Raw genomic sequence first — 19314 nt, 5'->3', positions numbered from 1 at the left:
ATGCCCGAGCCCGCGAAGGTGACCCTGTCGGCGACGTTGGCCGCCGACGAGGCCCTCGCCCGCAGACGCGCCGCCGGCGAACAGGTCCTGATCATGGCCAGCGGCGAGATCGGCCTGCCGGTCCACCCCGAGCTGAGGGCCCGGCTGGCGGCCGCCGCCGACCGGTCCACCTACGGCCCGGTGGCCGGCAGCCCGGAGCTGCGGTCGGCGGCGGCCGGCTACTGGCAGCGGCGCGGTCTGGCCGCCGACCCGGAGCTGGTCGTCGCCGGACCGGGCAGCAAGGCCCTGCTGTTCGCCCTGATCATGGCGGTCGGCGGCGACGTGGTGATCCCCCGGCCCAGCTGGGTCAGCTACGCCGCCCAGGCCGAGCTCGTCGGCGCCCGCGTCCTCAGGGTCCCCGTTCCGGCGGGGGAGGGCGGCGTACCGGACCCGGACCTGCTGCGCGAGACGGTCCTGGCGGCCCGCGCCGCCGGGCACGACCCGCGCTCCGTCGTCGTCACCCTGCCGGACAACCCCACCGGCGCCGTCGCCACGCCCGACACCGTCCGGCGGCTGGGCGAGGCGGCCCGGGAGCTGGACCTCGTCATCATCTCCGACGAGATCTACTGCGACCTGGTCTTCGACCCGGCCACCCCGGCGGTCTCCCCGGCCGCGTTCGCACCCGAGCGCACCGTGGTCACCACCGGGCTGACCAAGAACCTGGCGGTGGGCGGCTGGCGGACGGGCGTCGCCCTGCTTCCCGAAGGCGCCGCCGGGCGCCGGCTCCACGCCCGGCTGATCGCCATCGCCAGCCAGATCTGGTCCAGCCCGCCCGCCCCCGTCCAGGTGGCGGCCGCGTACGCCCTCGGCGAGCCGCCGGAGATCGTGGCGCACGTGGCGGCCTCGCGCCGGCTGCACGGGATCGTCGCCGCGGCGACGGCCGAGCGGTTCACCGCCGCCGGAGCGCTGCTGGCGCCGGTCCGCGCCACCTGCTACCTGTACCCGGACTTCGAGCCGCTGCGCGAGCGGCTCCGCTCCGTCCACGGGGTGCGCACCGGGACGGAGCTGGCCCGGCTGCTCACCGACCGCTACGGCGTCGGCGTGCTGGGCGCCGAGGCCTTCGGGGAGGCCGCCGAGCCACTGCGGCTGCGCGCGGCCACCAGCCGGTTCTACGGCGAGACGGCGGAGCGGCAGCACGCCGCCCTGGAGGCCGCCGACCCGCTCGGGCTGCCGTGGATCCGGGCCGCCATCGACCGGGTCGACGAGGTCCTGACGGACCTCACCGCCCCGTCCACCACCCGGCTCCTGCCGGGCCGACCGCACCAACGAGCCTAGGAGGACCACCGAGATGTCCGTACTTTTCGAATGCGAATACCAGGGTGAGCGGTACGTGGGCTTCGAGAAGCCCGTACCCGGGCAGGCTCTGACGCTGTACCGGGTGAACGACGGCCGGCTGCAGGCCGAGTTCATCGCCGCCGAGACCGCCGAGGACGTCGTCGCCGCGATCAAGGCCGAGGTCACCCCGATCACCGTCGAGGGCGGCGAGGAGCAGGTGAAGTACCTGCCGCCGCTGCTGCCCGAGGCCAGCGGGAACGCCCTGTTGAGCGGTTTCATGCGGACCCACAAGTCGAAGTTCGAGGGCGAGCCGGGCGAGGACGAGGAGTTCGTCGCGCCGAACTGGTTCTTCAAGGGCTTCGGTTCCTGGCTGCGGCTGCCCGGCGAGACCCTGGTCGTCCCGGAGAAGTCGGTGGCGCTGATCGAGGAGCCGGAGCTGGCCCTCGTCTACGTCAACGACGACGCGGGCAACCCGCGGTACGTCGGCTACACCTTCGGCAACGACCTGTGCGACATCGGCCTGCACATCCAGAACCCGGGCTGGAACCCGTACTGCAAGCTGTGCGACACCTCGATCACCCCGTGGCTGTTCCTCGGGGAGCCGCCGGCCTCGGTGACCGGCCGGGTCGTCATCGAGCGGGACGGCGTCCCCGCCTGGGAGGGCCCGTTCGACTGCGGCGAGGACGCCCTGTACTTCAAGATCCAGGACATGGTGGACAACCTGTTCGAGTACCCGGCGCTGCGCCGCCCGGGTCTGGTCAACTACGTCCTGCTCGGCGCCGACAAGGCGAGCTTCCACGACGGTTTCCGGATCGTCCACGGCGACCGCATCACCATCGACTTCAAGAGCCACGGCGTGGTGCTGGACAACGAGGTGACGTTCACTCAGTCCAACTACCCGGCCTAGTCGTTCGGGGCTCACCGCCGTTGGCCGGTTCCCGCCCTTCCGGCCCGATCCGCCTGCCCGGTGGGGTTGTCCGCCCCGCCGGGCAGGCGGGTTCCTGCGGAGCGTCCACCATGTGAGACGGTCTCGCCGCCGCATCGGAGGCCCCGCGGCCACCCCCGCGGCCGACTGCCCGGAGAGACGTACCGGGCCCGCGAGCTGCACGTTTGATGGTCCGTCAACTCTTCTCAACGCCAAGCCGAGTGCCGTCCACCGGGCTCGCCGCGCCCGCTACTTCCGCCGGAACATAAATAAGTCCATCATCTCTGCGGGAAACGGGATGACCGGGCGGTCGGCGGTTGTTGCGGCTGGCAGCGCGCTGCGTGGGGGCCGGGGGGCTTTGGCGTGCGACGAACCGGCACGCGACGAACCGCTCTCCGCCCGCAGTCGGCTCACCCCGTACCGCAGCAGCGTCCTGAATCCGCATTCGTATGAGAGTTCGAGGTATCAAGCATGGCAACCTCCCAGACCGGGCTGTCGGCAAGCTCCCCTCCGGACACACCCTCCGCGGAGGAGAGCCGGAAGCTCCCGATGTCCCCCCTGCTGGCCCTGGCCACGGCCGCCTTCGTGATGGTGCTGACCGAGGCGCTGCCCGCCGGCGTGCTGCCCGAGATGGCGCGCGACCTCTCGGTCAGCGAGTCCGCGGCGGGGCAGGCGCTGACGATCTACGCGATCGCCACCGGCGTCTCGGCCATCCCGCTCGCCGCCGCCACGGCCGGCTGGCGCCGCAAGCAGCTGGTCCTGGTGGCGGTGGTGGCCTTCATCCTCGCCAACACGGTCACCGCCATCTCGTCGAGCTACGTCCTGACCATGGGGTTCCGTCTCGTCGCCGGTGTGGCCGCGGCCGCCGTCTGGGGTGAACTCGTGGTGTACGCGCGCCGGCTGGCGCCGCCGCACCTGGTCGGCCGGGCCATCGCGATCACCATGATCGGCATCCCGCTCGCCCTGTCGCTGGGCATCCCGGCCGGCACCTTCCTCGGCAAGGTCTTCGGCTGGCGCCTGACCTTCGGTCTGATCACCGCCGTCACCGTGCTGCTGCTGCTCTGGATCATCGCGTCCGTGCCCGACCACCCGGGGCAGAAGGCCGAGCACCGCGAGCCGATCCTCCAGGCCCTGCGCCTGCCCGGGGTGTCGATCATCCTGGTCGTGGTGGCCGCGTACGTGCTCGCCCACAACACCTTCTACACGTACATCGCCTCGTTCCTCGACGAGAACAAACTGGGGGACAACCGCGACACCGTCCTCCTGGTCTTCGGCCTCGCCTCGATGCTGAGCATCTGGATCACCGGCACGCTGATCGACCGCTACCTGCGCGAACTGACCATCGCCAGCTGCGTCCTGTTCACCGTGGCGGCGGTCTTCCTCGCGCTGACGCCGGGCAGCCCGGTGGCCGTCTACGGGGCGATGGTGCTGTGGGGCCTCGGCTGGGGCGGCCTGGCCACCCTGCTGCAGACCGCCGTCACCAACACGGGCGGCAGCCGCGGCCAGGCCCTGCTGGTCACGGTCTGGAACTCGTTCATGGCCGGTGGCGGCGTGGCCGGCGGGGTGCTGCTCTCGGCGGCCGGCCCGGGCTCGTTCCCGTGGACCGTGCTGGTGCTGGTGATCCCGCTGATCGCCCTCGTGTTCGCCGCCCGTACGCACGCCTTCCCGGCGAAGCGCGCGGAAGCGGTCTGATTCTCCCGGCAGATGGCAGTGGCTCCCGCCCTCGGGCGGGAGCCACTGCCATCTGCCGAACCGCTCGGTCGGTGCGCCCGGGTTCGCTCTTCGCCGGGGCTCCGCGCGCCGGTCGTCGGCCTGTCAACCGCCGGGGAAACGGTAGATGACGATCAGTCGGCCGGCCGGCGGCGCGCCTCGGGGGTGGGCCCGTGGGCTGCTGTCCGTGCGAGGTCGGTTCGTTCCCGCGCTGCGCGGGGTCGTTCGAGGAGGGTGTCGTGCGCGCCGGGGCGCCGTTCGCGCGGGGCGCTCCGGGCGGGTGCCGTCCTGTCGGTGCGGTCCTTCCGGGGCGGGCCCGTGGCCGGCCGTCAGCCGTGGCCGATGCGGTAGCCGATCCCGCGGACGGTGATGACCCAGGTGCTGGCGCCGAGCTTCGCGCGAAGGTTGCGCACATGCGTGTCGATGGTCCGGCTGGAGTCCACCCAGTCGGTGTCCCAGACCCGGGCCATCAGATCCTTGCGTGACATGACGTGGCCCTGGTTCGAGGCCAGGATGTGCAGCAGCTCGAACTCCTTGGCGGTGAGGCTCACCCGCTCGCCGTGCAGGCGGACTTCACGGGTCCTTTCGTCGACGTGGAGCGGGCCGATGGATAATATCCGGACCGGGGCCGGTCTGGGGCGGGCGCGGCGGAGCACGGCTTCGATACGGGCCGTCATCTCCCTGGGGCCGCACGAGCGGACGACGCAGTCGTCCGCGCCGGCCTGCAGGGCGAGCACCCGGTCGAGTTCGGTGTCGCGGCCGGTGAGAGTGATAATGGGCTTGTCTCCACTCGCTCGTATCGAACGGCAGACTTCCAGGCCGTCGATGTCGGGAAGATCGAGGTCGAGCAGGATCATGTCCGAGTGCTCATGTGTTCTCAGCACTTCCGCGCCGGTTCCGGCAAGTCTCGTGCAGTACCCCTGTCGTCGGAGGTCATGAGCCCTTCCTTCGGCGGCGTCGTGGTCGCCGGCGACCACGAGCACCCGGATCGCCTGCGGCTCGGAGGCCTTCTCGGTCCGTCGGTACGGGATCGACACCACGGCCCGGGGCTGACCTGGTAGTTCGGTTCGAGAGGTTGTCGCCAGAGTCATAAAGTCCCCCCTGTACACCAGTTCTACACAGGATGCACCACGGGGAGGCGGCCCCGCTACAAAAATAGTGGCATTCTTTTTTTACGCCTATGGTGCGGGTGTATGAACGCCACATCTGACAGGAGCATGATGATGCAAGAGAGGGCGGCCCGGACGCGACAGAACCTGGTCAGCGCGGCCGCTGGCGAGTTCGACCGCGACGGATACGCGGGGGCGTCCCTGGCGCGGATCGCCAGGTCGGCCGGAATCACCACCGGAGCCCTGACGTTCCACTTCCAGAGCAAGGAGGAGATGGCCGCGGTGGTCAGGACGCAGGGCCACGCCGTGACCCAGGCCGTCGTGGGCCAGGTGACGGCGCGGAGCGAACCCCCGGTCCAGTCGGTCATCTCGCTGACCCTGGCGCTGGCCGATCTGCTGGAGCGGGAGGCCGTGGTGCGCGCCGCGGCCCGGCTCGCCCGGGAGCAACCCGGGGAGCCGGACTGGTCGACGACCTGGGCGCCGGTGATCCACGAGCGCCTGCAGGCGACGCACGACGCCGAGTTGGGCCCGTACGGGGACCGGAGCACCCTCGCCACCCTGGCCGGGTACCTGGTCACCGGAGCGGAGTCCTGCATCCGGCAGCGGGCCTGCCGGAAGGAACCCCTGGACGGGCAGTCCGTGGAGCACATCAGCCGCATCTGGGACCTCCTCAGTTGCGGCGAGCGGTGCCTGACTTGAGCCCACCGGCGAGAGTCACCCCGCCGGGCCCGACCCCCGGCTCCGCCGGCCCCGTCAGACGGCGCTGCAGCCGCCGTCGACGGGGACGGCACCACCGGTGACGAACGAGGCCTGGTCGCTCAGCAGCCAGGCCGCCGCGCGCGCCACCTCGACGGGTTCGGCGAGCCGGGGCTGGATGGATCTGCCCACCGCGACCTGCTCCAACTGCGGGACCTGGCGCATGGCGTCCTCGATCAGCTCGGTGCGGGTGGTCCCGACGACCAGCGCGTTGACCCGGATCCCGCGCGCCCCGTACTCGGCCGCCGCGGCCCGGCTCAGGCCGAGCACGGCGTGCTTGGCCGCGACGTAGGGGGAGACCGCTCCGGTGGCGAACAGGCTCGCGATGCTGGCGGTGTTGACGATCGAGCCGCCCGACTCCTGGCCGAGCATCACCGGCACCTGGTGCTTGAGGCAGTTCCACACACCGCGTACGTTGACGTCCATGATCCGGTCGTAGACCGCGTCGTCCGTCTCGTGCAGCGGTGAGCCGATCGCCCCCCAGCCGGCGTTGTTGAAGGCGCCGTCCAGGCCGCCGAAGGCCGCCACGGCGGTGGCGACGACCCGTTCGACGTCGGCCGTCGCCGTCACGTCCCCCGGGGCCACCTCGGCCCGGCCGCCCGCGGAGCGGATCTCCTCGGCGAGCCGGTCGAGCAGTTCCTTGCGCCGGGCCGTCAGCACCACGGCCGCGCCCTCGGCGGCGAACAGCCGGGCGGCGGCCGCGCCTATCCCGCTGGACGCCCCGGTGATCATGACGGTCCTGCCCTGCAACAGCCCCTGACGGTGCTCCATGTGCTTCGCCCCCCTGCCCGCGGCGCCGACCGGCCCGCGAGCCGGTCTCGGTGTCGTCGAACTCGGATGTCGATCATTGTCCCGGGCCCGCGGGGGGCGGCACCAGTCGGGACGGTCGACCGTCCGGGGAGCGGACCGGCACGGGGCGGTCCCCGGACGTCGGCGCTACTCGGGCCGGCCGCGGCACTCCGAGAGCTCGATTCGCTTCGCGGTGGCGGGGGTTGCCACGGCCGGCAGCAGCAGCTGCCAGAACTCCACGACGCGCTCCGGGAGATCGGCGCGCCGGGTCTCGATGAACGAGTGCATCTGGGCCCCCGTACACGCGTAGACCACCAGGCGGGAGAGCGCCTGGACGTCGGTGCCGGCCCGCAGTTCCCGCCGGCGCTGGGCGACCAGGAGGTCGTCCATGATGATCTCGGCCCACTGGCGGTGGGAGTTCTCGTCCGGGGAGTTGAACTGCTCCTGCTCCCAGACCAGTCGGGCCCCGGCCTGGAGGATGGGGTTGTCGAGCAGCTGGCAGGCCCAGGTGAGGGACACGTCGACGACGCGCTGCAGCCCCTCCGAGGGGCGGGGGGTCACCACCCACTCGGGCTGGCGGAAGACGATCTCCCGGGCCAGCTCGCTCTTGTTGCGGAAGTGGAAGTACACCGCACCCAGGGTCAGGCCGGCCTCGTCGGCGATCTTCACGACACTGGTTCCGGAGAAGCCCTGCTCCCCGAAGAGCTTCGCGGCGGCCTGGATCAGGGCGGCCCGCGTCCGCTCGGCCCGCTCCTGTTTCACTGGGCGTCCCACCATACGACTGCACCTCATGTTGCTTGATAAAGAAGAGTATTCTTCATTTTATAGGCTGGGGGGACGATTGCACCGCTCCCGTCCCCCGCCACACTGACTCCGGGGGGAGACGGCTCATCATGGAGTCGCGTCCAACGATCGTTCAGCACACAGCGGCCACGCGCACCCGGCCGACGGTCCCGCCGGAGATGCCGGCCCTGGTCGGCAAGTCCGTGGCGGGCGAAGCGCTCGTCACCGACTGGGGCGACGTCTCCGGCGCCACCCAGTGGGTCACCGTCCACTGGCCGCACGACCACCCCTTCTACACCGAGGGCGGCCGCTACAGCCCCCTGCTGTTCACCGAGAGCGCCCGCCAGGCGCTCACCGTGCTGAGCCACGCCGTCCACGGCGTCCCGCTCGGACACCGGTTCGGCATGGAGCGTATCCGAACGTCCGTCAACTCGGACGAGCTGCTCACCACTTCCGGCCCGCCCGAGGTCGACCTGCTGATCACCCACACCTCGGTGACCAGGCGGCGGCTCGGCTCCGCCCACCTGGTATCCCAGGTCGAGGCCCGGCGCGGGGGGCGCCACCTCGGCACCGCCGAACTCCACTACACCAGCCACCCGCCCGCCCTCTACGACCGCCTGCGCGGCCGCTACGCCGACGCGGCCCAGGCGTTCGCCCGGGCGCTCCCGCTCCCCCCGCCGGCCCCCACCGCCGTGGTCGGCCGCCTGCACGAGCGGGACGTCGTCATCTCACCGGCGGGCGCGCCGGACCACTGGCAGCTCCGTACGGACACCGGCCACCGCGTCCTCTTCGACCACCCGCACGACCACGTCCCCGGCATGGTCCTCCTGGAGGCCGCCGTCCAGGCGACCCGGGCCACCCTGCCCCACCCCGCCGTCCCGGTCGCCTTCGACAGCACCTTCCTGCGCTACGTCGAGTTCGACCAGCCCTGCCTCCTGACCACCACCCCCGCACCCCCCACCCCCGACGGCCACCCCCGCACCCACATCCGAGCCACCCAGTCCGGCACCCCCGTCTTCACCACCACCCTCACCACCGAGCCCCACCCGGCCTGACCCACCGGGCCGGGGCGGCGGGGGAGGGCGGCGGGCGGGCCCGGCTCCGGTGATGTCCGTCACGGGCTGGAGCGGGGGAGGAGGGCGCCGGTCGGTGGCAGCCGTGGTGCGCGAGCTGCTCGCGGCCCACGGCCGGGACGGGTGGACTCCGCGGAAGGTCGCGCACGACCGGCCGCCGTACGAGGGCCTGTTGCCCGCTCCGGTGCGAGGGTTCGATATGGCCATGAGGATCACCGGGCTCGGACGAACGAGCGAGGTGTGCCCTTCGAAACCCCGGGCGGGGAAAGTGCTGTTCGGGTGGGTCCGGCTGAGAGGCCAAAATGGCTCAAAGCTAGCATGTGGGCATTCGCCTAGCTCGAAAGATGGACCTGTGACTGTCAACGAAGACGTGTTCACTAACTGGATGAACCGCGAGGAGATCGCGGAGTCGATGATCCCGATCATCGGGAGGCTGCAGCGTGAGCGGGACGTCACCGTTCTGCTGCACAGCCGTTCCCTGGTGAACAAGTCGGTGGTCAGCATTCTGAAGACTCACCGGTTCGCCCGCCAGATAGCCGGGGCGGAGCTCTCGGTCACCGAGACGCTGCCGTTCCTGCACGCGCTCACCGCGCTGGACCTCGGCCCCTCCCAGATCGACATCGGCATGCTCGCCGCGACGTACAAGGCCGATGACCGCGGTCTGTCGGTGGCGGAGTTCACCGCGGAGGCGGTGGCCGGTGCCACGGGTGCCAACAAGCTGGAGCGTCGCGGGTCGCGCGATGTCGTGCTGTACGGGTTCGGCCGGATCGGCCGGCTGCTGGCCCGCCTGCTGATCGAGAAGGCCGGGTCGGGCAACGGCCTGCGGCTGCGTGCCATCGTCGTCCGCAAGGGCGCGGGCGACGACCTGGTGAAGCGCGCCTCGCTGCTGCGGCGCGACTCGATCCACGGCCAGTTCAACGGCACGATCACCGTCGACGAGGCGAACAACAAGATCATCGCCAATGGTCACGAGATCACGGTGATCTACTCCGACGACCCGACCACGGTGGACTACACCGCGTACGGGATCAAGGACGCGATCCTGATCGACAACACCGGCCGGTGGCGGGACCGCGAGGGGCTCTCGAAGCACCTGCGCCCCGGGATCGAGAAGGTCGTCCTGACCGCGCCGGGCAAGGGCGACGTCCCGAACATCGTGCACGGCGTGAACCATGACATGATCAAGCCGGACGAGCAGATCCTGTCCTGCGCCTCCTGCACCACCAACGCGATCGTCCCGCCGCTGAAGGCGATGGCGGACGAGTACGGCGTGCTGCGCGGCCACGTGGAGACCGTCCACTCGTTCACCAACGACCAGAACCTGCTGGACAACTACCACAGCTCGGACCGCCGCGGCCGTTCGGCACCGCTGAACATGGTGATCACCGAGACCGGTGCCGCCTCCGCCGTCGCGAAGGCGCTGCCGGACCTCGACGCGAAGATCACCGGCAGCTCGATCCGGGTGCCGGTGCCGGACGTCTCGATCGCGATCCTCAGCCTGCGGCTCGGTCGCGAGACCACCCGCGAGGAGGTCCTCGACTACCTCCGGGAGGTGTCGCTGACCTCGCCGCTGAAGCGCCAGATCGACTTCGTCACCGCTCCCGACGCGGTGTCCAGCGACTTCATCGGCTCGCGCCACGCCTCGATCGTGGACGCCGGCCCCACCATGGTGGACGGGGACAACGCGATCCTCTACCTGTGGTACGACAACGAGTTCGGCTACTCCTGCCAGGTGATCCGGGTCGTCCAGTACGTCTCCGGCGTGGAGTACCCGACCTTCCCGGCCCCGGCGCTCTGAGCCGGATGCTCTGAGCCGGGTGCGCTGACCCCGGCCCGAAGGCCTGACGGCCGGGCGCCCGCCCATGCGGCACGGGGGCCCGCTCCACCGCCGGTGGAGCGGGCCCCCGTCGCCGTACCGGAGCCCGGGCGAGGGTCAGGCGCGGCCGGCCGCCTTCTGGGTGCGGCGGGCCAGGGAGTCGACGACCACGGCGGCCAGCAGCACCGCACCGGTGATCATGAACTGGATGGCATTGCTCAGGCCCTCGATGTTCATGCCGGACTGGATCGAGCCGATCACCAGGGCACCGAGCAGGGCCGACCAGGTCTTGCCGCGGCCGCCGAAGAGGCTGGTGCCGCCGATGACGGCCGCCGCGATGGCGTTCATCAGCAGGTTGCCGCCGCCGGAGGTCTGGCTGGCGGACTGGATCTGGGCGGCCAGGAAGAGACCGCCGATGCCCGCCATGGTGGAGCAGATGATGAAGACGCTGATCCGGATCCACGAGATGTTGATACCGGCGCGGCGCGCGCCCTCGATGTTGCCGCCGAGCGCGAAGATCTGCCGTCCGTAGGTGGTGCGGCGCAGGACGAAGTCCAGCACCACGATGAAGATCAGGAAGATCAGCAGGGCCAGCGGCAGCCCCTTGTACTGGTTCAGGGTGTACGCGGCGAGGAACGAGACGACGGCCAGGGCCACCGTGCGCAGGACCAGGTCGGCCATCGGCCGGTACGGCACGCCGGCCGCCCGGCGCCGTCTCGCGTCGGCCAGCGAGGCGCCGACGAACAGCAGGACGCCGATCGCGGCGGCGCCGTAGGCGGCGAGCTGCTGGCTGTAGATGGTGCTGTAGAGGCGGGAGACGATGTCCTTGCCGGAGAGGTTGACGGTGCCGCTGGCGCCGAGGATCTGCAGCATCGCGCCGTTCCAGCCGAGGTTGCCCGCGAGGGTGACGACGAAGGCCGGCACGCCGACCTTGGCGAAGAACACGCCCTGGATCAGGCCGACGACCGCGCCGCCGAGGATGGCGGAGAGCAGTGCCACCCACTGGTTGACGCCGTGGGTGACATTGAGGACGGCGAAGATCGCCGCGCACAGGCCGCTGACCGAGCCCACCGACAGGTCGATCTCGCCGAGCAGCAGCACGAAGACCACACCGATGGCGATCATGCCGGTGCCGACGATCTGCTGCGACAGGTTGGAGAGGTTCTGCGCGGAGAGGAAGGTGCTGTCCAGGCTGCCGAAGACGGCCCAGATCACGATCAGTGCCAGGACGACCGGCAGCGAGCCGAGTTCGCCGCTGCTCACCCGCCGGCGGAACTCCCCGAGGTAGCCCTTGATGCCCTCCTGGCGCACGATGAGCCGCGGGTCCACGACCGGAGTCGCCGAGGGCGCCACGGGGACCGGCGCGTTGACGCCGCCCTTGGGCATGCTGTCCTCGGGCAGGTGGTGGCGGCGGCCGTCGTCGCCGCCCGGGATGTGGTCGCTCATGGGGTGCCCTCCGTGCCGCGGGCCTGTCGGCGGGTCACCGCGTTGTCCGTGGCCCCGGTGATGGCCGAGATGATCTGTTCCTGGTTGGTGGAGCGCCGGTCGAAGACGCCGTTGTTGCGGCCGAGCCGCAGGACCGCCACGGTGTCCGCGACCGCCATCACGTCCGCCATGTTGTGGCTGATCAGGATCACGCCGAGGCCCCGCTCGCGGAGGCGTTCGACGAGGTCGAGGACCTGGGCGGTCTGCTCGACGCCGAGGGCGGCGGTCGGCTCGTCCAGCATCACGACCCTGGGCGAGCCGATCAGCGCGCGGGCGATCGCGACCACCTGGCGCTGGCCGCCGGAGAGCGAGGCGATCGGGATCCGCACGCTGGGGATGCGGATGGACAGCGTGTCCAGCAGCTCGCGCGAGCGCTTCTCCATCTCGACCTCGTCGAGGACGGCGAAGCGCTTGATCTCGCGGCCCAGGAAGAGGTTCCCGACGACGTCGAGGTTGTCGCAGAGCGCGAGGTCCTGGTAGACGGTGGCCACGCCGAGGTGCTGGGCGTCCTGGGGGCGGTGGATGGAGACCGGGCGGCCCTGCCACTCGATGACGCCCTCGTCCGGCTGGTGGACCCCGGCGATCGCCTTGACCAGGGTGGACTTGCCGGCGCCGTTGTCCCCGACCAGCGCCAGTACCTCGCCGGTGTGCACCTCCAGCTCGATGTCGGTGAGCGCCTGTACGGCGCCGAACCGTTTGGAGACCCCGCGCAGGGCCAGTACGGTCTCACCTGCCACAGTGACCAACTCCCTTGCCCCGCCTCCGGGGGGAGGCGGGGCGTCTTCGGCTTCGGGTGCTTCTTCGGGGTGCTGCCGGTCCGGGAGTGCCGGTCCGGTGCCGCACGCGACCGGGGCCGGGCCGGGGCCGCTCCGGGGGGGCGGAGCCCGGGGCCCGGCGTCGCTACGAGAGGCCGGCCTCGGCGCAGGCGGCGGCGTAGTCGGGCGTGCAGATCTGCGCGACGGTGTAGAGGCCGTCGGCGACCACGGTGGTCTTGATGTTGTCCTTGGTCAGCACCACCGGGGTGATCAGGTCGGCCGGGACCTTGTTGCCGCTGCCGTTGGTCACCGTGGTCGGCACCAGGTCGGGGGCCGGGCTCGAACCCTGGGCGTAGGCCACCGCCATCCGCGCGGCCGCGTCGGTCTCCGGCTTGAACGGCTTGTAGATCGACATGGTCTGGGTGTTGACCAGGATCCGCTGCACCGCGTCCAGCTGGGCGTCCTGGCCGGTCAGCGGCACGCTGAGGTTCGCCGCCTTCAGTGCGGTCGCGATACCGGCGGCCATGCCGTCGTTGGCCGAGTAGACGCCGACGACGTTGGGCGCGCCGATCGCGGTGATCGCGGCGGCGGCCTCCTGGTTGGCGTTGTTCGGGTCCCAGTTCGGCGTGTCGTACTCCTTGCCGATCTTGAGCTTCCCGTCGATCGCGCTGTGCGCGCCGGCCTTGAAGTCGGCCGCGTTGGGGTCGGTCGGCGAGCCGTTGATCATGATGATCGACCCGGCGTTCGCCTTGTCGCCGACGGCCGCCACCAGGGCCTGGCCCTGCAGCTCGCCGACCTTCTTGTTGTCGAAGGACACGTACGCGTCGACCGGACCCTGCGCCAGGCGGTCGTACGCGACGACCTTCACGCCCGCGTCGTGCGCCTTCTGGACGGAGGACTGGATCGACTTGGAGTCCACCGCGTCCAGGATCAGCACCTGGTCGCCCTTGGTCAGCGCGGTGTCCACCTGGGTCTGCTGGGTGGTCGCGTTCTCGTTGGCGTTGTAGTAGTCGATCTGCGCGTTCGGCGCGAGTTCCTTGATCTTCTGCTCGATCAGCGGGCGGTCGAACTGCTCGTACCGGGTCGTCTTGGTCTCCGGCAGCAGCAGCCCGATCTTGATCGCTCCTCCTGCGGTGCCGCTCGCGCTGCCCGAGGACGTGGTGCCGGTCGACTGCTTGGCGCTGCCGCACGACGCCAGGCCCATGCCGACGGTTACCACTGCGGTCACCGCGACGATGCGGCGAAGCCCGATGTACATGAGGATGCCTCTCCGGTTGAGTCCACCCCCGCCTCCGAGTCTGGGAACACCGGGGCGCCGGCACGATCCGGACTGCGCCGAACGAGTGCGACGCACCGCCGTTCGGGGGAGGGGGCGGCCGTCCGACCCGGGGGAGCGAGGGGGTCAGGAGGGGGAGGAGTGGCGCCCGAGGCGACGGGTGGGTGGCCGGCGGGAGGCGATCAGGGGTCGCGACGGGGGCGGCGCGCAGTCACGCAGGCGTCGGGGCGGGGGATCGGCGAGGGCCCGGAGGCGTCCTGGCGGGGAGCGGACGGCTGCGCCCGACGGGACCCCGGGGTGGGCGGGGCGCCGCCGTCACCGCTGTGACCTGCCGTTTTCCTCCGCATCCGGCCGAGGTGGCCGGGTGATCGCGGCCCGTGGCGGGTGCCACCGGCGGGCGTCCCAGCTCTCGGACGGCCGCCGGAATGGTCTATACCAATGGGGTACTGTGACCGCGGAGCTGTCAGAAACGCGGCTGTGGGGGCCTCATGACTGTCCAACACCTTCCTCAACCTCCTTCCGATCAGGAGCTGTACTGGTATTTCGGACCACAACGCCGCTGGGTGCTGGTGCTGACCTCGCTGGCCTTCGTCTTCACCGCGGCGACCATGTTCACCTTCTCGCTGCGGACGCCGGCCCTCTGGGGCTTCCTCGCCGTCCTCGCGCTCAACGTCGTCGCGCTCGGGCTCTCCTCGGTCAACAGCCTCCGCCAGCGGCGGCTGACCAGGCAGTCGCACGAAGTCCTGGTGCGCGCCTGGAACCCCGGTGAGCTGCCGACCGTCGACCTCTACCTGCCGACCTGCGGCGAACCGCTCGACGTCCTGGAGAACGCCTACCGCGCGGTGCGGCGGCTCGACTGGCCGGGTGCGCTGACCGTCTGGGTGCTCGACGACGCCGACCGCGCCGAGGTCGCCGACCTGGCGGCCGCGCACGGCTACGAGTACGTCGTGCGGCCCGACCGAGGGCACCTCAAGAAGGCGGGCAACCTCAACCACGCGCTCACCCTGAGCCGCGCCGAGTACATCGCCATCCTGGACGCCGACTTCGCGCCCAGGCCGGACTTCCTGCGCCACCTCGTGCCGTACTTCGCGGACGCCCGGATCGGCATCGTGCAGAGCCCGCAGTGCTTCGACACCGACGAGACGATGGACTGGATCCAGCGTGCCGCCGGCTCGGCGCAGGAGTGGTTCTTCCGCTGGATCCAGCCCTCCCGGGACGCCAGCGACGCGGCGATCTGCTGCGGCAGCAACGCGGTCTACCGGCGCACGGCGATCGACGCGGCCGGCGGCTTCGCCCGGCTCGACCACAGCGAGGACCTCTTCACCGGCCTCGGCCTGTACGAGCAGGGGTACCGGACGCTGTACGTCCCGGTGCTGGTCGCCAAGGGCACCTCGCCCGACAACCTCGCCTCCTACGTCAACCAGCAGTACCGCTGGGCGATGGGCAACCTGCACCTGCTCGGCTCGCCCGTGCTCAAGCGGATCCGGGCGCCCTGGCGGATGCGGCTCTGCTTCTACGAGGGCGTCGTCGGCTACCTGGCCGCCGCCGTGAACCTCTTCGTGGCACCGCTGCCGCCGCTGGTGATGATGTTCTGGTACCCGGACCAGATCCGGCCCTGGCACGTCCTGCCGCTGCTCGCGCCGCTCTGGCTCTGGCACGTCCTGCTGCCCCGGATCAGCCGGACCCGCTGGCGGATCGAGGTGATCCGCTCCAACGTGCTGATGAGCGTGGCCGCCGGCGCCGCCTTCTGGCACACCCTGCGCGGCCGCAGCGCGGCCTGGGTGCCCACCGGCGCCGGCCGGGCGAAGCCGGGCGGCCTGGCCCGCCAGGTGGTCCTGGTCTCGCTCGGGTGGCTCTGCGCCTCCGTGGGCGCGGCCGCCGCGGGCCTCTCGCTCGCGGTCGCCCGCAACGGCTGGGAGCCCAACTGGGGCCTCGGCCTCTACCTGGCCGTGCAGTGCCAGATCGGCCTCCCGCTGATCCGCGACCTGGTCGGCGAGCTGCGCCCGGCCGGCGGGCAGCGCGCGGCCGACCCGGACCGCCCCGGCGCCCCGCGCCGGCTGCTGTCCCGGCGCCCGGCCCGGACGGGCATGCTGCCGCGGCGCTGGCCCGAAGCGCTGGCCGCCACCGCCACCCTCGTGCTCACCGCCCTGCTCGCCTCCGGCTGGGTCCGCCCGATGCTGCCCTGGCTGGGTTGAAAGGTCGTCACACCGATGTCCCCGACCACACCGATGTCACCGACCCCGACCACACCGACCACCTCAATGTCATCGAACACACCTGTGCCACCGACCGCGGATCCGGAGCTCCTGCCGGGTACCTACACCATCCCCGGGCCGCCGCGCGGCGGCTCCGGCTCCCGGGGCCCCGGCGCGCGGGCGTCCGGCAGCCCGGGGCCTGCGCCCCGCCCGGCCGGCTTCCGCCCCGACATCGAGGGCCTGCGCGCGGTGGCGGTCCTCGCAGTGCTCGCCTTCCACGCCTCCGTACCCGGCCTGGCCGGCGGGTTCGTCGGCGTCGACGTCTTCCTCGTCGTCTCCGGCTACCTGATCACCGGACTGCTGGTGCGCGAGGCCGTCACCACCGGCCGGGTCCGGCTGGGGGAGTTCTTCTCCCGCCGGGCGCGCCGGCTGCTGCCCTCGGCCGCCGTGGTGCTCGGCGCGGTCGCGCTGGCGGGCGCCTGGCTGACCGTCCCGCTGCGCCGTGCCGACCTGGAGCACGACGTGCTGGCCGCGGCGCTCTCCGTCGCCAACTGGCGCTTCGTCTCCCAGCAGACCGACTACCTCGCGGCCGGGCGCGACCAGAGCCCGCTGCTGCACTTCTGGTCGCTCGCGGTGGAGGAGCAGTTCTACCTGTTCTGGGCGCCACTGGTCGCGCTGATCGTGTTCCTGGCGGCCCGGGCGGTCCGCCGCGGCCGGGCCGTCCGCACGGTGGCGGCCGCGGTCGCGGGGGCGCTGACGCTGGGCTCCTTCGCGCTCTCGCTGCACTGGACGCAGAGCTCGGTCTCGCTCGCCTACCTCGGCACGCCCTCGCGGGTCTGGCAGTTCGGGGTCGGGGCGCTGCTCGCCCTGCTGCCCTGGCACCGGCTGCGCGGACCGCGCCCGCTGCGGCTGCTCACCGGCTGGGCCGGCCTGCTGGCCATCGGCTGGTGCGTCCTCGGCTACGACGCCGGCACCCCCTACCCGGGGTACGCCGCACTGGTCCCGACCCTCGCCACCGCCGCGATCATCCTGGCCGGGACGCCGGACCGGCGGGACGGCGGCGCCGTCGTCGCCACCCGGTACGGCGCGGACCGGCTGCTCGGCCTGCGGGCCCCGCGCGCGATCGGCCGGCTCTCCTACAACCTGTACCTGTGGCACTGGCCGGTCCTGGTGCTCACCGAGGCCCGGTTCGGGACGCTCGGCTGGCCGGTCAAGGTGGCGCTGAGCGCGGCGGCCGCGCTGCCCGCCGTGGCGGTGCTGCGCTGGATCGAACAGCCGCTGCGCCGCAACCGGACCGTGGCCGAACTCCCCAGGCGCGGGCTCTCCTTGGGGCTCACCGCAGTGATCGTCCCGGTGGTGCTGGCGCTGGTCGTCGGCACCGGGACGCTGCGGCTGCTCGGGCCGGCCGGGCCGGTGGACCTGCTCGGCCTGCCGCCCGGCTCGCCCGACGGCACCTCCCTGCTGGTGCGCACCGCCACGCCGCCGAAGACCGCGGCGGTCGTCCCCGCCGCCGCGCAGGCGCGCAAGGACTTCCCGCCGGACGGCGAGTGCGAGGTGGCGCCGAGCGCCGTCACCAGCCCCGCCTGCCTGTTCGGCGACACCACCGGTGCGGACCGGATCGTCCTGCTCGGCGACTCGCACGCCGGCCAGTGGTTCTCCTCGCTGCTCGCCATCGCGGCGGGGCGCCACTGGGCCCTGGAGGAACTGGTCAAGCAGGGCTGCCCGCTGCCCGAACTCGACGTCGTCAACCCGCAGTTGGGGCGGGCCTACTGGGAGTGCGACAGCTGGCGGACGGCCAGCCTGGAGCGGTTGCGCAGCGGGCCGAAGCCCAAGCTGATCGTGGTCTCCGCGCTCAACCGCTACACCGACGACCGACGGCTGCTGCTCGACGGCTGGGAGCGGACACTGGCGCCGCTGCGCGCGCTCGGAGTGCCGATCGTCTACATCCAGGACACCCCGGTCCCCGGGACGGATGTTCCGGCCTGCGTCTCCGGGCACACCGAGGATCCGGCCGCCTGCGAGTTCCCGCGCGCCCGTGCGCAGTGGCCCGACCCGCTCGCCGAGGAGATCGCGGCCGGCCGGGTGCCGGGCGTCCGGTCGGTCGAGCTGAACTCCGTCCTCTGCCCGGGTGCGGGGCGCAGCTGCCCCGCCGTCCTGGAGCGCATCCTGCTCTACCGGGACGACGCGCACCTGACCAACGTCGCGGCCGTCGTCCTGACGCCCCGGCTCGAACGGCTGCTGACCGAGGCCGGGCTGGTGCCCGCCGCCGGCGCTGCCGGGGGTGTCGCCACCGGACCGGGGAAGCCCGGCGCCGACGGCTGGACACCGGTGCTGCGGGACGACTTCGAGGGCCCGGCCGGCAGCCGCCCCTCCGCCGAGCACTGGCAGTACGACCTGGGGACCTGCTACCCGGGCTGCCCGGCTCCGCAGTGGGGCACCGGGGAGATCGAGACGATGACCGACTCGACCGCCAACGTCCGTCTCGACGGCCGGGGCGCGCTGGAGATCGTCCCCACCCTGGAGAACGGCCGGTGGAGCTCGGGCCGGATCGAGTCCCGCCGCTCCGACCTCGCCCCGCCGCCCGGCGGAGTGCTGCGGATCGAGGCCTCGATCGCGCTGCCCGACGTCACCGGACCGGCCGCCGCCGGGTACTGGCCGGCCTTCTGGACGCTCGGCGGTGAGCTGCGCAACGGCTTCACCGGCTGGCCCGCGATCGGTGAGCTCGATGTGATGGAGCAGGTCAACGGCCGCGGCTCGATCTTCGGCACGATGCACTGCGGCACCCTGGAGGGTGGCCCCTGCCAGGAGCCGAAGGGCCTCGGCTCGGGCGACCAGCCGTGCCCGGACTGCCGCACGGGCTTCCACAGCTACGCGGTGGAGGTCGACCTCACACCCGGGGCCGAGCAGGTCCGCTGGTACCTCGACGGGCGCGAGCACCACCGGGTCACGGCCGCGGGGATGGACCGTGCGACCTGGGACCGGGCCGTCGGCCACGGGCTCTTCCTGATCCTGAACGTCGCGGTCGGTGGCAACCTGCCCGCCGCGCTCGGCGGCGTGCCCGGCCCGGCCACCGAGCCCGGGCACCCGATGCGGGTGGACTACGTCGCCGTCTCGACCCGGGGAGGCGCCCGCCCCTGATCCGGACCGGCCGAGGGCCGTCCCCGCCCCGCCGGCGAGGACGGCCCCCGGAGCGTCCCGGGCCCCGGCACGGTCGGTCGGCGGGGCGGTTCGGTCGACCGGCGGCGGTGGCCGCCGCGCCGAGGTGGCAGTCTGGGTACAGGTGGCAGCCGGGTCCGACCCCGCACCGACCGCTTCTCCGGGAGGACGG

14 protein-coding genes are annotated in these 19314 nt (G+C 72.1%); 8 read left to right on the top strand and 6 right to left on the bottom strand.

Annotated features, from left to right (window positions below; translation table 11 throughout):
• The 3 genes from ACZ34W_RS31040 to ACZ34W_RS31030 all read left to right on the top strand — a co-directional run bounded on the left by ACZ34W_RS31040 (nt 1) and on the right by ACZ34W_RS31030 (nt 3931).
• The gene (locus tag ACZ34W_RS31040) at nt 1-1314 is read left to right on the top strand and encodes a pyridoxal phosphate-dependent aminotransferase (RefSeq protein WP_465608847.1); all 1314 of its coding nucleotides are present in this window, start codon (nt 1-3) and stop codon (nt 1312-1314) included.
• 13 nt (nt 1315-1327) lie between these two features.
• Entirely contained in the window at nt 1328-2221 is an 894-nt protein-coding gene (locus tag ACZ34W_RS31035) for a fumarylacetoacetate (FAA) hydrolase (RefSeq protein WP_465608845.1), read from the top strand.
• 567 nt (nt 2222-2788) lie between these two features.
• Nucleotides 2789-3931, top strand: a complete 1143-nt coding sequence (locus ACZ34W_RS31030; RefSeq protein WP_359811641.1) for an MFS transporter — start codon at nt 2789-2791, stop codon at nt 3929-3931.
• A gap of 347 nt (nt 3932-4278) precedes the next feature.
• Here ACZ34W_RS31030 and ACZ34W_RS31025 read toward each other — a convergent pair whose 3' ends face one another.
• Complete coding sequence (locus ACZ34W_RS31025) at nt 4279-4989, bottom strand: response regulator transcription factor (RefSeq protein ID WP_329490293.1); 711 nt, start codon at nt 4987-4989, stop codon at nt 4279-4281.
• Nucleotides 4990-5166: 177 nt separating this feature from the next.
• Here ACZ34W_RS31025 and ACZ34W_RS31020 point away from each other — a divergent pair, with 177 nt between their 5' ends.
• Nucleotides 5167-5757 carry a TetR family transcriptional regulator gene (locus ACZ34W_RS31020; RefSeq protein WP_465608843.1) on the top strand — a complete coding sequence of 197 codons (591 nt, stop codon included), beginning with the start codon at nt 5167-5169 and terminating at the stop codon, nt 5755-5757.
• 54 nt (nt 5758-5811) lie between these two features.
• Here the strand turns inward: ACZ34W_RS31020 and ACZ34W_RS31015 are convergent, their stop codons facing one another.
• Both ACZ34W_RS31015 and ACZ34W_RS31010 read right to left on the bottom strand, forming a co-directional pair.
• Entirely contained in the window at nt 5812-6585 is a 774-nt protein-coding gene (locus ACZ34W_RS31015; protein ID WP_465608841.1) for an SDR family NAD(P)-dependent oxidoreductase, read from the bottom strand.
• Nucleotides 6586-6750: 165 nt separating this feature from the next.
• A complete protein-coding gene (locus tag ACZ34W_RS31010; protein ID WP_329490296.1) occupies nt 6751-7380 on the bottom strand; it encodes a ScbR family autoregulator-binding transcription factor in 630 nt (209 codons plus the stop codon).
• Between the two features lie 116 nt (nt 7381-7496).
• Between ACZ34W_RS31010 and ACZ34W_RS31005 the strand changes: the two genes are divergently transcribed.
• Nucleotides 7497-8441 (top strand): ScbA/BarX family gamma-butyrolactone biosynthesis protein, encoded by a 945-nt coding sequence (locus tag ACZ34W_RS31005; protein WP_465608838.1) that lies wholly within the window; start codon nt 7497-7499, stop codon nt 8439-8441.
• A gap of 370 nt (nt 8442-8811) precedes the next feature.
• Nucleotides 8812-10257: a glyceraldehyde-3-phosphate dehydrogenase gene (locus tag ACZ34W_RS31000; RefSeq protein WP_329490298.1), complete on the top strand. Its 1446-nt coding sequence runs from the start codon at nt 8812-8814 to the stop codon at nt 10255-10257.
• 135 nt (nt 10258-10392) lie between these two features.
• Here ACZ34W_RS31000 and ACZ34W_RS30995 read toward each other — a convergent pair whose 3' ends face one another.
• From ACZ34W_RS30995 to ACZ34W_RS30985, 3 genes are all read right to left on the bottom strand, one after another.
• Entirely contained in the window at nt 10393-11661 is a 1269-nt protein-coding gene (locus ACZ34W_RS30995) for a sugar ABC transporter permease (protein ID WP_329492313.1), read from the bottom strand.
• Nucleotides 11662-11717: 56 nt separating this feature from the next.
• Entirely contained in the window at nt 11718-12497 is a 780-nt protein-coding gene (locus ACZ34W_RS30990) for an ATP-binding cassette domain-containing protein (RefSeq protein WP_442906873.1), read from the bottom strand.
• A gap of 163 nt (nt 12498-12660) precedes the next feature.
• Nucleotides 12661-13773 carry a sugar ABC transporter substrate-binding protein gene (locus ACZ34W_RS30985; RefSeq protein WP_465608835.1) on the bottom strand — a complete coding sequence of 371 codons (1113 nt, stop codon included), beginning with the start codon at nt 13771-13773 and terminating at the stop codon, nt 12661-12663.
• Nucleotides 13774-14279: 506 nt separating this feature from the next.
• Here ACZ34W_RS30985 and ACZ34W_RS30980 point away from each other — a divergent pair.
• Both ACZ34W_RS30980 and ACZ34W_RS30975 read left to right on the top strand, forming a co-directional pair.
• The gene (locus tag ACZ34W_RS30980; protein WP_465608833.1) at nt 14280-15986 is read left to right on the top strand and encodes a glycosyltransferase family 2 protein; all 1707 of its coding nucleotides are present in this window, start codon (nt 14280-14282) and stop codon (nt 15984-15986) included.
• Between the two features lie 66 nt (nt 15987-16052).
• On the top strand, nt 16053-19124 hold the full coding sequence (locus tag ACZ34W_RS30975) for an acyltransferase family protein (RefSeq protein WP_465608831.1): 3072 nt from the start codon (nt 16053-16055) through the stop codon (nt 19122-19124).
• Nucleotides 19125-19314 lie beyond the last annotated feature (190 nt).

It is taken from the genome of Kitasatospora sp. NPDC022856, assembly GCF_055561235.1.
The sequence above is the reverse complement of the archived record's forward strand: the minus strand, read 5'-3'. Positions and strand labels throughout refer to the sequence as shown.